Source organism: Pseudoflavonifractor capillosus, from assembly GCF_016902575.1.
GTDB classification, from domain to species: domain Bacteria; phylum Bacillota; class Clostridia; order Oscillospirales; family Oscillospiraceae; genus Enterenecus; species Enterenecus capillosus_A.
This window is the reverse complement of sequence record NZ_JACSNZ010000009.1, coordinates 1-14,613: the sequence shown is the minus strand read 5'-3', so window position 1 is coordinate 14,613 and position 14,613 is coordinate 1. Positions and strand designations below refer to the sequence as shown.

The following is a 14,613-nucleotide window of genomic DNA, read 5'->3' as shown; positions in this document are numbered from 1 at the left end:
ATGAATCGAGACCACCTCATCGCCCTGCTGGCCCGCCGCCAAGGCTATGTCTCCGGCCAGGAGATGAGTCAGGAGCTGGGGGTGACCCGGGGTGCCATCTGGAAAGAGCTGTCCCAGCTGCGAGAGCAGGGCTGGCCCATCTCCTCCTCCACCCGGCTGGGCTACCGCCTGGACGGCCCGCCTCCCACCCTCTCCGGCGCCTATCTGGAGGGGATGCTGGAGGGCACCATCTCCTCAGGACACATCCACGTCTTTGACCAGGTGGATTCCACCAACACCGTACTCAAGGCCATGGCCGCCCAGGGTGCTCCCCACGGCACGGTGGTGGCTGCCCTGGAGCAAACTGCCGGACGGGGCACCCGGGGCCGCACCTTTTCCTCTCCCCCCGGTGGCCTGTATCTGTCTTTGCTGCTGCGCCCCCAGGTGGAGCTGTCCCAGCTGTTCTCCCTCACCGGGTGGGTGGCGGTGGCAGTGCGGGAGGCTGTAGAACAGGCTTGCGGGGCCCCTGCCAGCATCAAATGGCTCAACGACATCTACCTAAACCGCCGCAAACTGTGCGGCATTCTCACCGAGCTGTCCCTGTTGGGAGAGAGCAGTGAGCCAGACTATGTGGTCATTGGGGTGGGAATCAACCTCACCCAGGATGCCCATACCTTCCAGTCACTGGGTCTGAATGGTATCGCCACCTCTCTGGCCCTGGAAGGCTATCCGGTGGAGCCAAACCACATGGCCCTAACTCTGCTGCGTTGCCTGCACACCATGGCCCAGCAGTTCCCCCAGGCCCGGGAGGACTATTTGCAGGCCTACACCGCCCACTGTCTCACCCTCCACCAGCCTGTGGAGGTGGAAGTGGGCAGCCACAGCTACCGGGCTACGGCCCAGGCCGTATTGCCCGACTTTTCCCTGGAAGTCTTGGACGGGCAGGGAGAGACACACCAGGTGTCCTCGGGCCGGGTCACCCCCTGCACCCTACACACCAATTCCTGACGGGAGGACACTGCCATGAACAGCCAAGGGCGCCGTGGGCGCATCCTAGAATATCTCACCCAGGCCCATGAGCCCGTATCTGCCACCTGGCTGGCTCACGCCCTGGAGGTAAGCCGCCAGATCATTGTGGGAGATGTGGCCCTGCTGCGGGCCTCCGGTGCCCATATCATCGCCACCCCCCGGGGCTACGTGCTGGATGCACCCGCCCCAGGCCAGGCATACACCGTGGCCTGCCGCCATGCCGCCCAGGATATGGAGCAGGAGCTGAACCTGATGGTGGATCACGGCTGCACCGTGGAGTCGGTGGTGGTGGAACACCCCGTATACGGGCAGCTGGTGGGCCAGCTGAACCTGTCCTCCCGGTACGATGTGGCCCAGTTTGTCCAAAAAGCTCAGGCCCACGAGATGCGCCCCCTGTCTGATCTCACCGGTGGCATCCATCTGCACACCTTGCGGTGCAAGGACGCCCAGGCCTTTCAGCGCGTGGTGGACGGCCTGAGACAAGCTGGTTTTTTGGTGGAAGATTGAAGAGGGAATGGGGAAAAAGAAAAATCCCGAATGCTCTCGCATTCGGGATTTTTGGTGGACGATACAGGACTCGAACCTGTGACCCCCTGCACGTCAAGCGTCAGGGGAACTTTTTCTAATAATTTCGGCTTGTTTTTAGTAGTTTTCGTTCCATTCTATTTGCTTTTTAGCACTTTCCGCTGGCAGGGTTTTCACGTGTTCCGGGGCTGTCTGTGACTGGTTGTGTGGTCAATTTTTTCAGCCAGCCAAAGAGCAGCCACAATGGCTTTTCTCTTCTCAGTGGTTTTAGTACACCGTTAACAAAGAAAGCCGCTCAACGGATTATACTAGTTTCTATAGAAACGGTCCACATACTACTGCTGTGGGTGCATTTCTTTGGAATGGTCAGAGGATGACGCTCACTCCACTTTTCGACGTATTGCATAGGCTTCGTGTAATTATGGGCATAACGGGAAGTTGAAAACATACCGTTTAGGAGTACGGCTACCATTTCGCAGATTGTTCATATCATATCTTCCCATGTTGTTTTTTCGCAAATTGCGCTGCTTGGAGGCAGGTCAATTTGCACACCCCCCCTAAAACATGCTGCCTTGTAACGGCTTTTCAAATGTCGTATTAGCAAGGTATTAGCAGGAACCCCTTGTGACAAAGGTACCCGTCAAAGCCCATAGCTTGAACAAAGCGCACCACCGTGGGCTGGCTGACCTGCACGCGCTCGGCCAGCTCGGAAATGGTGCACTGGGTGCATCCCTCCGGGTCTCCCAGCACATAGTCTGCCACTCGCTGCTCCGAAGGGCGCAGGGAGGCATAGGCGCTTTTTACTCGATCTAAGACCTGAATATCCTGCCGCATGGGTCTTCCTCCTTATGTAATAAACTTACACATCCCGTTTTCCCCGCCCTGCTTTCTCTTACAAAATCCAGCCAGGCGTCTTGTAAGAAATACAAAACTTTTTTCCCCCTCCCCCGGGGGGCGTTGTCATTTTAGGGGTTATATGATTTTAACAAAGGCATGTAAAGGCCCCAAGTATCCCTGGGTGTGCTGCGTGTAAAATGTTCCTCCACCCCTTGACTTTTCCACAGCGGGGACGTATAATGTGCAAAACTTTTGGGAGGTGTGACCATGCTTCGTCGTATGGATAACGGCAATATGAACGATCTTCTGTCCGGTATGCCTTGTGGCAGTGTCGGGCTTGCATGGTCATACTCTTTTTCGGCATAACCCCCAGGGATAGTCCCAAAAAGCAGACGCAGTGCAAGCTCACCCCATCACCGGGTGCTTGCACTGCGTTTTATTTTCACGGAAAGGACTGATTGTATGCCCACCCACCGAGGAACCCAGACCATCGAGACCCCCCGGCTCATGCTCCGCCGGGCCACCGTAGACGACGCCCAGGCCATGTTTAATAACTGGGCCTCCGACCCCCAGGTGACCCGCTATCTCATGTGGCCGGCCCACACCAGCACAGACCTCACCCGTCAGGTGCTCCAGAGTTGGGTGAATGGCTACCAGCAGGACAACTTCTACCAGTGGCTCATGGTACACAAGGACTTGGGACAGCCCATCGGCAGCATCAGCGGCATGAACCCCAACGACCTGCTCTCCTGCGTGGAGCTGGCCTACTGCATTGGGCGGCCCTGGTGGCACCAGGGCCTCACCACCGAGGCGGTGGAAGGGGTGATCCGCTACCTGTTTGAAACCTGCGACTTCAACCGCATCACCGCCAAACACGACACCCGCAATCCCCACTCCGGCGGGGTCATGCAAAAATGTGGTATGACCTGCGAGGGCACCTCCCGAGAATCGTACTGCAACATCCAGGGCATTTGCGACACCGTCCACTATGCCATCTTAAAACGCCAATGGAATCGCCCCAAGGACTTCACGGAGGGGCTTGTATACGAAAACGACACCCAACTGGTGCATGACCTGTTCCGCCGCTTGGATGAAAGCCGCCGTCTCACCCGCTCCCAGGCGGCCCGGGTAGAGTTTCTCACCACCGTGCGCTACATAGAGCGCTATCTCACTCCGGTGGCCAAGATTCTGGATATCGGAGCCGGGGCTGGAGAATATAGCCTGTATTTCGCCCGAAAGGGCTACCAGGTATCTGCTCTGGAGCTGTCTGAGGCCAACATCGCAGCTTTCCGGGCCAAACTGACCCCAGAGGACAACATCGACCTGGCGCAGGGCAACGCCCTGGACCTCAGCCGCTACCCGGACAACGCCTTTGACATTGTGCTTCTCTTTGGCCCTCTGTATCACTTGCACAGCCAGGCCAACAAACTCCGCTGTATTCAGGAGGCCAAGCGGGTGTGCAAACCGGATGGCACCCTGTTCTTCGCCTTCATCGCCAACGATATGGTCATTCTCACCATGTTTCATGAGGAGCCGGACTATTTTCTCCATGGCGCCTATGACAAGGAAACCTTCCGCTGTGAGGACTTCCCCTTCGTATTCCACACCGTAGACGCATGTCGGGAACTGCTCCGTCAGGGTGGTGTGAAGGTGCTGCATGAAGTGGCCTCCGACGGTGTGAGCGAATTGCTCCAGGATCAGATCAACGCGATGGATGCCGCCAGCTACGCCCAATATTTGCGGTACCACTTTTACACCTGCGAGAAACCTGAACACCTGGGCGCCTCCAACCAACCACCTGCTGTTTGTGGGAAAGGCATAGGGCATTGGGCTGCGGTCCGTCAAAAACGGATCTATCTCATACACCAGTAAATTCATTTTGACATTTTGTCCACTCCGTGCTATACTCCCACGTAGGAATAAGTGGTGGAGTCTGTCATAGAGTGCTTGGATGCATCTCTATTTATTCCAAAGGGGATTTTAATCAAAATTAGTATAATTCTTGATTAAGAGAAAAAGACAGCTCTTCTAGGGGGAGACTGTCTTTTTTTGCGTTTTAAAAGGTTCTTTCGTATCCTTTTGGCGCATCTACGGACGGGATTGTATCAAACTTCACGCCACTTGTTACCGTGCAGTTTACACTTGGAGTAGTCTTTCCCAGGATTGAAGCGATGGACGAACCGCCATCGTTCCAAGCATAACCACGATGAACATGTGGGTTTCCCAGACCTGGGATCGTACTGAGGCGGATGATATGTAATTTGATGACCTCTTGATGGGATGACAATGAGTGCAGACAGAACGATCCATTTGGTGGTGCTGCGGAGACTTTATTCCGTGGCCATACCATTCATTCACAGAGCGCAGGATGGACAAATGTTTATCAGCGTTCTGTTTTTTTGGAGCTGCTTGTTCCATCGTCATGGCTCATCTCTGGACTGGTCTTTTTGTATTTCCAATTATCGTGTTCCATCTCATCCTGTCGTCTGGAACAAGTGTAGGAGGTGAAAATACCACATCTGTCGGTACAGATGGAATCCTATCGTCGTACCACAAATCCATGTTCAGTGCGAACACTGCTCAAGATGGAAAGGGGCGTATTCTGCCGGAATGATTACCGGCCGTCATTATGGAAAAACTGATGATTCAATTCAAAAAACAGCCACCGGGAAGACTGATTGCTGCCGGATTTGCAATGCTTATCCTGTTTGGGGCAGTTCTTCTCCTTCTTCCTCTGTCCGTGAGAGGCGACGCGGAGGTACACTTTATTGATGCTCTTTTTACCTCCACCAGTGCAGTTTGTGTGACAGGTCTCATTGCAATTGATGTGGCAGATCACTTCACTACTTTTGGTCAAGCTGTCGTTGCCGTTTTGATTCAGGTTGGCGGTTTAGGCGTTACATCCATTGGTGTGGGTTTGATCTTGGCCGCACGAAAGAACGTGGGTCTCAAAGGGCGTATTTTGCTCAAAGAAGCCTTAAATATCGAGGGAATCAAAGGCATGATCCGTTTGGTGAAGTCTATTTTGCTTATGACGCTGTGCTTTGAACTGATGGGTATTGTCTTGAGTTTTCTTGTATTTGTTCAGGACTATCCTGTGCTGAAAGCCCTTTGGATCAGCATATTTCATTCCATCGCAGCTTTTAACAACTCTGGTTTTGATATTTTAGGCGGGCTGAGAAACCTCATCCCTTACCAGAACAACATTCTTTTGAATCTGACCACAAGCGGACTTATCATTTTTGGTGGATTGGGTTTCCTTGTGATTTTAGACGTCTTGAAAAAGAGATCTTTTCGCAAACTAACCCTTCACTCCAAAGTGGTTTTAACCACAACGCTCACTCTGCTTGTGGCGGGTACGTTACTATTAAAGGCCACGGAGGATATCACCTGGCTTGGAGCCTTTTTCCAGAGCGTATCTGCACGAACAGCTGGTTTTTCTACTTACCCCATTGGCGAATTTACAAATGCCGGTCTGTTCACCCTCATTATTTTGATGTTTATTGGCGCTTCCCCCGGGTCTACCGGCGGCGGTATCAAAACAAGCACGTTCTTCGTCTTATCGCAGCACGTACGAAGCCTGTTCACAAAAAGGCATATCAGTGCCTTCCGGCGCAACATCCCGTTGGAAGTCTTTTCCAAGGCCTGCACCATTTCATTGCTTTCCCTTCTACTCGTATGTGTGGGAACATTTTTCCTTTGTGTGCTGGAGCCGGAGTACAGCTTTGTCCAACTGCTATTTGAAGAAGTGTCCGCGTTCGGTACTGTGGGCCTTTCTACCGGCATTACGCCGACTCTGAGTGTAGCAAGCAAGTTAATTTTGATTTTCACCATGTTTGCTGGACGAGTGGGCACGTTTACCCTGCTGACAATGTGGATTGATCGTCCAGCCCCCAGCGTTCGTTATACAGAAGAATCCGTTTCGATCGGATAAATAAGGAGAAAATACCGATGAAAAGAAAAGACTACGCAAGCAGCTATGGAGTGATTGGTCTTGGACGGTTTGGCATGGCCCTTGTGGAATGCCTTTCCTCCGCCGGAAAAGAAGTCATTGCCATTGACAAAGAAGAGTCTCGTGTGCGGGAAGCACGCCGTTTCACAGAAATGGCTCTGGTTGTGGAGAACCTGGATCAAGAGGCGCTGGAAGAAGCAGGCATCCGAAACTGCGACGTCGTGGTGGTGTGTATTGGAGAAAGAATCGATGTCAGCATCCTTGTCACCATGACCGTGCTGAAAATGGGGATTGCTCATGTTATCTCAAAAGCCACCAGCTTTATTCATGGGGAGGCACTCAAGCAGTTAGGTGCTTCTGTGGTTTTCCCTGAACGAGATATGGCAATCCGCCTTGGAAAAGGGTTAATTTATGACAGTTTCCTGGACTCTGTCGCCTTAGGCGGAGATGCCGAAGTTCGGAGAATCCTGGTGACCAAAAAGCTCATCGGCACCTCAATCCAGGATATGAACATCCGTCATCGCTACGGGGTAAACATCATTGCAATCGAACACGATGGCCATACAAATGTAAACTTCAACGCGGACTATTTCTTCCGCGAGGGCGATGCCATTTGTATCGTGGGGCAGAGCAAAAACGTAGAATATTTTGAAAAGGACATTCATTGATTGCACATATGAAAATGAAGAACATTTGGGAGAAATATATTTCGGTTGCCGCAAAGGGATTCGTCATCGGAGGGACCATGCTGGTTCCCGGTGTCAGCGGTGGTTCGATGGCAATGATTCTTGGTATATACTCCTCTCTCATTTCCGCTGTCAGTTCATTTTACCAGAGAAAAAAGGATAGCTTTTGTTTCCTCTTTACATTTTGCATCGGTGCCGTCATCGGAATGGCACTGCTTGCCAATCCCATCTCCGATTTAATTGACGCATTTCCCAAACCGATGATGTATTTCTTTATCGGTGCAGTGGTCGGGGGCATCCCCATGATGTTTCGAGAAGCGAAAATTCAGAGTTTTTCATGGAAAGTACCTGTTTATATCCTTCTCGGGATGCTAATGGTTTGTGCGATCTCCATTCTTCCGTTGAACTCAGAAAGCATCGAGCAATCCAATGGGATATTCGAACTTCTGCTTCTGTTTTTTGCGGGAATCATTGCTGCTATCGCCCTGCTCCTCCCAGGCATCAGTATATCCTATCTTTTGCTGCTGCTGGGACTGTACAGCAAGACGATCACTGCGATCAAAGCCCTCCAATTCTCCTTTTTACTCCCCATGGCACTGGGCGGCCTGGTTGGTATTATCCTAATGGCCAAACTGTTGGAAAAAGCGATGGCCCGCTATCCACAAGTGACCTATTTAGTGATTCTTGGCTTTATTCTTGGTTCAGTGGTCAGCATTTTCCCTGGACTTCCCACTTTGAGTGAACTATTGAGCTGCTCCATCGCCATTTGTGGTGGATTTGCGGCGATATACTTTTTACCAAGCAGTTGCCCGGACGACGGGCCTCATACCATAAGCGAACAGCATGCTTAATCACGTTATCATGCAAACACAACGAGAGGCCGCCCAGAAATCGGGCGACCTCTCGTTGTCTATTGCTCTTAAACAAAGCATTCCCCATCCACGGAACACACCACACGTTGTTCTCTCAGTCTCGTTTTGAGAAACCCAATATGGTCACATAGATGCCTACCAGCATTGCCCCCACAGAGATCCCCAGCAGCAGACCGGAAACAAAGTCCTGCACGTCGCTCCCGCCCACATTATCGTGCAAAGCCAACATGGCAACTCCCATCAACAGCAACACAATGCCGTATAGAGATGTACGCTGATTCTCCAGGGTCTGGGTCCGCCGCAGCAAATCTAACATCTGCGCTTCATCGCAAGTGCTGATGCTGTTGGGGCCTGCCTCTCCTCCGTCCATCAGCTCCTGTAGGGTAACGCCCAGTTCTCGGCACAAGGCCTGAATCACGCTGTAGTCGGGCATACACCTTCCATTCTCCCACTTAGAGACCGTCTTATTGGAAATGCCTAAACGCTCGGCCAGTTGCGCTTGAGTCAGGTTTTTCTCTTTTCGTTTCAAGGCAATGAAATGGCCAATGCCGGTTTGGTTCACAATGTCCCCTCCTCGCATTTGATGGAACGAGTATAGCCCAAGCATCCCGCAAAAAACACCCCCTATCTGGAGAATTTCGGGGGAATCCATGAAATAAGGACATGCCGATACCCATTCATACGGTTTTTCCTATCCTGTTGTATCCTACCATACGTCCGTCTGTTTGGGCAGATGGGTTTGCCGTTCTTGTTTGCCTTCCCAAACCGGCACCCAGGACAGGCCGATGACCCAACCATTGCCCCTGTAAGCCTCTGTGTCCCCTTCTTCGGCGCAGGGCCATATTCTCCCCCACCTAGGGCGGCTCTGCCCAATTTAAGCGGCTTTCAAGGACACTGGCAGCGGCCACCATGGGCAGCTTTATGGCACAAGTGATGTAAAGCAGAGAGAAAAAGCCGGACAGGAATCATGACCTTCCTGTCCGGCACTCTTTGCCCCACACCAAAATATCATTATTGGAAGCAAAAAAGCCTTGAAAACCGAAGTTTTCAAGGCTTTTTTGAGCTGCTAGGCAGATTCGAACTGCCGACCTCATCCTTACCAAGCGAAAAGGAGACTTTTTTCAAATTATTTCGGCCTATTTTCCGCAGTTTCTGCTCCAGTCTGATTGCTTTCCGTCACTTTCCAGCCATGGAGTGTCCATATATTCCACGCCGGTCTGTGGCTGGCCGTGTGGTCAAACACGCTTTGCCAGCTATTCCTACACTGCGCCCAAATCCCGCAAAATCCGTTCCGCAGCGGGCAGACGCTTGACCCGTTTGATTTTGACCCCCAACTTTTGGGCCAGATCTTCAAATAGATCATAGCTCTCGTCCCGGCAAAGGTAGAGCGTAGATGGGATCCCATGTTCCTCCACCACTTCTCTCCATGCCGTAAAGGCACAGTTCATCAGCTCCTCCGGCCTGCACCGATACAGGCACAGCAGCTCTCCCGTCTCCCGGTCGGTGAGAAGCACTTCCATCCAAAAACAGCCGTCCTCCTCCGGCTCCTGCTGCCAGCCAAAGTCAAATTCCACCTTCCGATGGGTGGCACTGCGCCCTAACCCCTGCATGGCTCGCAGCTTTGAGGAATTTGGACGGAAAACCACTGGATTTCCGGGGTCTGCGGGAAATTCCAGCGGTGCCACTACGTTCATCCACAGGTTTTCCCGGGTAGAATAGAAGCGGAGCATCATATCTCCCTTTTGAAACTCCGGGCGCATCCCGTCCTCCTGTATGGCCCGCAGCTGCATGAGAAAGTTCCCCAGGCAATCGGCCACAAAGGCCAGCTCCTCCCCCTGGACGTCGGTGTCCAGGTAGCCTCTGCGTTTTCCCGTCACCCAGGGCCACATCCCCTCTCCGAAGTCCAGTCCCAAGTGCCGGTAGCGCTCCGTCACCTCACCGGGCAGCGCCTCCCAATGCACCAGGGAGACGGTATACTGCTCTATTTCAATGAAATGACGAATTTCCTGTCTGGTGGGCTGCCGTTGGTGGAAGGCGTATTGGTAGTCCCTTGGGGAGGGAAATATGAGAATTCCCACATCGTTCTCCTGTTCCTGGACGCAGCTAAAATAGACCGCCCGATCCCCGGACTTGGTGATGAAGAGAAAGGGATCCTCCGGGTCCAGCCACCCCCAGGGCCATAGCTCCACAATCGCGTGCAAGGGCCTGCAAAGCGCCTGCCACAACTGCCGCTCCCGCTTTTCCCGCTCTCGTTGCGCTGCCTTTCGAAAATCAATCTTTTTCCCCATGCTCTCCCCCTACTTTCTCCTCTGTTTTGTGGCGGGTTGTGTGGTCAAGATCTCCGCCTCATGGCTCTTCTGGCAACGAGGGTGAGAGTTACTCTCCAAGCGGTTGTTGCAAGAGAATGGCTACCCGTTCCTTCACTTCATCACTAAACTCAGCAAGGTCCTCGACCGTAATGGCACAATCCGCAATCAGCGCAGCAAGGTCATATACTATCGTCTGTTTTCTCAGTTCAAGACAAACACCCGGCCTGTGCCTGTCTACCTGAATGGCTTGCTGCAATTTCCAAAACCGCTCAGAGGCAGGCAACTCCTCATTAGACAAAAGCGCTATGTATCTCTGGTTCAAGATCTCCATATAGGCTTCCTGCCACTGACCGATCTTTTCTCTGAACATTTTCCAATCCTTCTTGGATGGCTCCATAGAAGGCCCACCTTTCTATACGGAATTCCTGACAACAGGGTATCATGAGGGCTTGAAAATTTCAATGAGGGAAAGTTTAGCACGGTGTTAACAAAGAAAACCGCACTCAGCATGGGACTGCTCCATATGATAGCCACATCTCAAATCTTATACCTTGCTCCAGCTTACAACTATATTGCAAGTTAGTTACAAGTTGGTTCCAAGTTTGGCGTTCTTATCCCCATACAATGAGATCTGATGTAATTTCCTCGGTAATACTCATATCGTTCCCCGAGGGGCGTATAAGCGCCGGTGGCCCACATGATATGCTGTTTTGTCGTTCGATCCATCAACATTCTGTCCCGCAGCCCGAGGGCATGAAGTTTCAGAATATCATCTTGAATGTTAATAATCACTTGGTTCCTCCACCATTCCCATATTTACTGCCAGAAGGAATATCTTTTAAATTTGTTGTTATTATAGCACATCGATTGCTGTTCAACAACAAAACCTTTATAGTAAACAGAACAGGCCAAGGAAACACTGGTATCAGTGTCCTCGGCCCGTTTTATATGTCCCTATCAGCTGCCTAAGAAGTTAAGAGTTCCTGAGAGAAAATTAAGAGTAGATTTTTTATTCACAACATAATGTTCGTATCTCTCATTATATTTCATATTATTGCAAACTTTTATGGCGGTTCAATCTTCCATCACATTGAGAGTAAGTTTAGAGTTCCTGAGAAGTCTGTTTACTCTATCGTGTAGTATTTTCTGGGATCGTTCGGTGAAGACGCATGTTCCTCAATGGGGCCCCCATTTTCTTTCAATAAGGCTTTTATATGCTTTACCAGTGCCGGCCGAGACCTTCTTGTGTGTTCCTCTAACTGTTTCATGGTGCATTGTTCCAAATTGGCAATATAATAAACAATCTCTCGATCCAACTTGCCCAGGTTTGCCCACTCATCAACACTGAGCGATTTGAGCCCCTCCATTTTTCGCACAGAGCGGGATGCAATATTATTTTTCAGCACCAGAAGTACCGTCTTTTTATTCGGCTCGCTGAACACAGGCGGCTCCAGAAAATAAGATTTCATATCTGTGTAGATCCGCTTGACGCCCTCATTTAGCTCTCGAACCCAACCAAAGTCGGATAAGACTCGCGCAATGAGCGGATTTCTGGAAAACCGCGTTTCTTGAATATTTTCAATTGTTACAATACTGGGTAGCTTGCCAGGGCTCAGGAATTCAATTCGGTCATCATACATCGTAACCCGAATGTATTCACCAGAAATCGAGTAGTCTCTGTGTGTCACTGCATTTACCAATCCCTCCAGCCAGGCAAACTCCGGGTATTCCGGAATCTTTCTAAACTTTCCGTCTTTGCCTAACTGTTGGAATTCTCTCATCTGGCTGGCAATGAGCTGTTTCCCCTCTGTAATCAGATAGTGAAGGGGCCTCTCAATAGTTACATCCTTCACCACATTAAATTCACTGCCCACACCTGCGGTAGTTCCCTCATATCTTAAAAAGCGTACTCTTGCTGAAGGCAAAAATTGAGTTGGTATTTTCCCAAACAGCAAAACTGCCGCCACAGTTATAGCCCAGCCCGCATCTTTTTTCTTAATCAGCCCCCGTGCTTTTAAAATATCCGAGGGGCTACTGGCATTTAAATTTAGTATTTGACAATACTCTTGAACCAGACCCAAGTCCAAGTCATCCAGAGTGGCATCATCGACAACCTGCGTTTCGTAGCTTCGAATCCCCTTTGAGTATTCAAGTTCCAGAAGACTTTCGGTGTTTAGCTTCCGTGAATTGTCGCCCACCCGCAAATACGCCTCACCGTCTTTCCCCTTAATCACATCATCCGGCATAGGGGAAATATGATACAGCAATACTTTCTTCCCGTTCTCACTTGTTAAAATTTCTATTTCATACTCTGGTATGGTCTTTAAAAAATCATGGGGGATTTGACGCAACCTATTTTCTCGTTCCTCCGTAATTCCTGTTACATCACCATTATCCTCAATGCCGACAGCAATGACACCCCCGGAGGCATTTGCGAACGCCGATATCTGGTGTGCAATCTCATTATCCTTAATTTGCGCACACTTACGCTCAAAGTATTGATTCTCTACCGAAAACCGCAGTTTCTCACTTGTTAGTGAAGGATCAATTTTAGACATCATAGTACTCATATTCTCGCTCCAATACTAGCTCACTTTTCATCATTATGGTCTCTTCTTGCAAATTTTCTGTTGAAATTATACCTTCCAACGTTTTCTTTTGCAATTGCTTTTTGTCGTTTTCCCCGCTCTTAGTCTTGTATTGCCTGTCGAGGCTTGCCATGTCTTTATAGATCTGGCTACTATGGCAGCTTGCCTGCCTTTGACACAGACCGCTCCACCATCCGCCTGGCCCGACGAAGTTTCCACGCAAGGCTATTCTGGCACCGATCCCGCAGCCGCTTGAGGGCCTGATCCTTGGCTTTCTCCACGCCAGCCTCCTTCATGCGGTTGCGCATGGCGATTTCCCGCAGATCTGACTTGGGGTGGCCATACACGCCGAAGCACCGTCCCAGAATCTCCTGATCCTTCTTGGAAAGCTGCAGGAACTCTTCCCGCAGGCATTCCATGGTCAAAGAACGAATTACAGTTTCTTCTGGTGACCCAGACAACCAACCTGGTGTGAGCCGTTCCAGGATGTCTCCGTCCTCATCCGGGGCTTGCAGGTCATAGACAGAGAAAAAATGTGTGGGGTAGGCAATGGCTCTGGCTGCCGCAGGCAATGAGATGCCCAGCGCCTTGCTGATCTCCTCCACACTCTCCCCTTTTTGATGATAGCGATTCTGCGCCTTGCGCACCACCCCCATGCTGTCCCGGTCCAGAGATAGTGTCCCCATGCTGCATTCCAAATGCCGCCGCATGGCTCCGTCCAAAAACGGGGTGACATAAGTAGTGAATCGACCCTTTCCCACATCATAACCGCCGGTTCGGACGCACTCCACCAGCGCCAGCCTTCCTACGCTCTCCAGTTCGGAGAGCATTTCTTTTGCGTAATCACTTAACCCTCCATATTGGTTTTGCCGCAGGCAGTGATATTGCCGAGCGATCAACCGGGCACGGTCCTTGACCAGACCTGTATTCATCAGGCACAGTTTGGTCAAGGCAGCCTCATCGCCGTTGGAGATTCGCACCAACAGTTCTTCGTTGGTCATGCACCGTCACCGTCCTTTGCCTTGCGGGGACGGCCCCGAGGCTTGGCCTGACGGGCCACTCTGCAAATCGGATAGAGATGCTGGGAGGAGATGGAGCGCTCAAAATCTTCATTGGAGATGTCAGGGCTGCTCAGTGCGTCAAACAGCCTGTCCCGCACGGCATCCTTGAGCAGCCGCATTTCCTCCTCTGTGATGATCCCCCGCTGATAATCCTTTCGGATACGGTTGAAGGCGGTGATCTTGGCCTTGATCTTTGGCACATCCCGGGCCAGTTCCTTCTGAATTTCATAGCTGCCATACTGCCGGCAGGTAAAGCGCTCATCCAGCGGACATTGCCCCTCACAGTAGAGCACATGGGCGCCGCTTCGTACCAGAAAATATTTCTTGCAGACAATGCACCGTCGAATGTTGTATCCGGCGTTCAGGGCTGTCATATAATCTGCCTTCAGCAGCATCTGCAAACTGTCGGTAGTATGCTCCTGGCAGATGGCAAACTTCCCATCTGGCAATTCCCTTGGTACATAGCTCACCACACAGCGGTCGTATTTCTGATAAAAGGAGTGTTCCAGGCCGATGGGGTTTACAATCAGCTTCTCTATCAGACGCTCGTCGTGATAAAGCTGGTAGATGGCAGCGGCATAATTCTCAGAAGAATTGTGTTCCAGTTTGGAGAGAACGAAGTTGATAAAGTTGTGGACGGTAGGATTGAACGCCGCCACTTCTTCTAGGTAACGCTGGTAGCGGTCGATCTGCTTGCGGTAGTACAGCCATTTTTCTCTGCGGCTGCCAGGATAGATGAGAAGTTGTGGGGGAATGGTTTGGTTCTCTTCCTCCT

General features: G+C 51.1%; 13 protein-coding genes. 6 read left to right on the top strand and 7 right to left on the bottom strand.

The genetic code is table 11. The features are described 5' to 3' along the window. Both H9X86_RS04930 and H9X86_RS04925 read left to right on the top strand, forming a co-directional pair. Entirely contained in the window at positions 1-987 is a 987-nt protein-coding gene (locus H9X86_RS04930; protein ID WP_204900462.1) for a biotin--[acetyl-CoA-carboxylase] ligase, read from the top strand. A gap of 15 nt (positions 988-1,002) precedes the next feature. Continuing rightward, the gene (locus H9X86_RS04925) at positions 1,003-1,515 is read left to right on the top strand and encodes a transcription repressor NadR (RefSeq protein WP_204900461.1); all 513 of its coding nucleotides are present in this window, start codon (positions 1,003-1,005) and stop codon (positions 1,513-1,515) included. 615 nt (positions 1,516-2,130) lie between these two features. On the opposite strand, the gene H9X86_RS04920 is transcribed toward H9X86_RS04925, so the two are convergent. Then, a complete protein-coding gene (locus tag H9X86_RS04920; RefSeq protein WP_204871543.1) occupies positions 2,131-2,367 on the bottom strand; it encodes a MurR/RpiR family transcriptional regulator in 237 nt (78 codons plus the stop codon). Between the two features lie 465 nt (positions 2,368-2,832). On the opposite strand from H9X86_RS04920, the gene H9X86_RS12870 reads away from it, so the two are divergent. From H9X86_RS12870 to H9X86_RS04900, 4 genes are all read left to right on the top strand, one after another. Continuing rightward, on the top strand, positions 2,833-4,242 hold the full coding sequence (locus H9X86_RS12870) for a GNAT family N-acetyltransferase (protein WP_243416836.1): 1,410 nt from the start codon (positions 2,833-2,835) through the stop codon (positions 4,240-4,242). A gap of 757 nt (positions 4,243-4,999) precedes the next feature. Further along, a complete protein-coding gene (locus tag H9X86_RS04910) occupies positions 5,000-6,304 on the top strand; it encodes a TrkH family potassium uptake protein (RefSeq protein WP_204900460.1) in 1,305 nt (434 codons plus the stop codon). Between the two features lie 17 nt (positions 6,305-6,321). Further along, the gene (locus tag H9X86_RS04905) at positions 6,322-6,990 is read left to right on the top strand and encodes a potassium channel family protein (RefSeq protein WP_087257259.1); all 669 of its coding nucleotides are present in this window, start codon (positions 6,322-6,324) and stop codon (positions 6,988-6,990) included. Between the two features lie 8 nt (positions 6,991-6,998). After that, complete coding sequence (locus H9X86_RS04900; RefSeq protein ID WP_243416835.1) at positions 6,999-7,859, top strand: DUF368 domain-containing protein; 861 nt, start codon at positions 6,999-7,001, stop codon at positions 7,857-7,859. Between the two features lie 115 nt (positions 7,860-7,974). Here the strand turns inward: H9X86_RS04900 and H9X86_RS04895 are convergent, their stop codons facing one another. The 6 genes from H9X86_RS04895 to H9X86_RS04870 all read right to left on the bottom strand — a co-directional run. Next, positions 7,975-8,442: a helix-turn-helix domain-containing protein gene (locus tag H9X86_RS04895; protein ID WP_087257261.1), complete on the bottom strand. Its 468-nt coding sequence runs from the start codon at positions 8,440-8,442 to the stop codon at positions 7,975-7,977. Positions 8,443-9,139: 697 nt separating this feature from the next. Next, on the bottom strand, positions 9,140-10,168 hold the full coding sequence (locus tag H9X86_RS04890) for a DUF6930 domain-containing protein (protein ID WP_204900459.1): 1,029 nt from the start codon (positions 10,166-10,168) through the stop codon (positions 9,140-9,142). Between the two features lie 88 nt (positions 10,169-10,256). Continuing rightward, positions 10,257-10,586, bottom strand: coding sequence for a multidrug transporter (locus H9X86_RS04885; protein ID WP_204900458.1), 330 nt, complete (start codon positions 10,584-10,586; stop codon positions 10,257-10,259). A gap of 727 nt (positions 10,587-11,313) precedes the next feature. Continuing rightward, a complete protein-coding gene (locus H9X86_RS04880; RefSeq protein ID WP_204900457.1) occupies positions 11,314-12,759 on the bottom strand; it encodes an ATP-binding protein in 1,446 nt (481 codons plus the stop codon). A 170-nt stretch (positions 12,760-12,929) separates the two neighbouring features. Then, complete coding sequence (locus H9X86_RS04875; RefSeq protein ID WP_204900456.1) at positions 12,930-13,778, bottom strand: sigma-70 family RNA polymerase sigma factor; 849 nt, start codon at positions 13,776-13,778, stop codon at positions 12,930-12,932. After that, positions 13,775-14,613, bottom strand: an 839-nt coding sequence (locus H9X86_RS04870; RefSeq protein WP_204900455.1) for a DUF6076 domain-containing protein, incomplete at its 5' end; no start/stop codon positions are given. The genes H9X86_RS04875 and H9X86_RS04870, both read right to left, overlap by 4 nt.

What these genes read in the sequence shown, in the direction of transcription:
- H9X86_RS04930 (WP_204900462.1), top strand. Translation starts at nt 1, where the DNA reads ATGAATCGAGACCACCTCATCGCCCTGCTGGCCCGCCGCCAAGGCTAT.
- H9X86_RS04925 (WP_204900461.1), top strand. Translation starts at nt 1,003, where the DNA reads ATGAACAGCCAAGGGCGCCGTGGGCGCATCCTAGAATATCTCACCCAG.
- H9X86_RS04920 (WP_204871543.1), bottom strand. Translation starts at nt 2,367, where the DNA reads ATGCGGCAGGATATTCAGGTCTTAGATCGAGTAAAAAGCGCCTATGCC.
- H9X86_RS12870 (WP_243416836.1), top strand. Translation starts at nt 2,833, where the DNA reads ATGCCCACCCACCGAGGAACCCAGACCATCGAGACCCCCCGGCTCATG.
- H9X86_RS04910 (WP_204900460.1), top strand. Translation starts at nt 5,000, where the DNA reads ATGGAAAAACTGATGATTCAATTCAAAAAACAGCCACCGGGAAGACTG.
- H9X86_RS04905 (WP_087257259.1), top strand. Translation starts at nt 6,322, where the DNA reads ATGAAAAGAAAAGACTACGCAAGCAGCTATGGAGTGATTGGTCTTGGA.
- H9X86_RS04900 (WP_243416835.1), top strand. Translation starts at nt 6,999, where the DNA reads ATGAAAATGAAGAACATTTGGGAGAAATATATTTCGGTTGCCGCAAAG.
- H9X86_RS04890 (WP_204900459.1), bottom strand. Translation starts at nt 10,168, where the DNA reads ATGGGGAAAAAGATTGATTTTCGAAAGGCAGCGCAACGAGAGCGGGAA.
- H9X86_RS04885 (WP_204900458.1), bottom strand. Translation starts at nt 10,586, where the DNA reads ATGGAGCCATCCAAGAAGGATTGGAAAATGTTCAGAGAAAAGATCGGT.
- H9X86_RS04880 (WP_204900457.1), bottom strand. Translation starts at nt 12,759, where the DNA reads ATGAGTACTATGATGTCTAAAATTGATCCTTCACTAACAAGTGAGAAA.
- H9X86_RS04875 (WP_204900456.1), bottom strand. Translation starts at nt 13,778, where the DNA reads ATGACCAACGAAGAACTGTTGGTGCGAATCTCCAACGGCGATGAGGCT.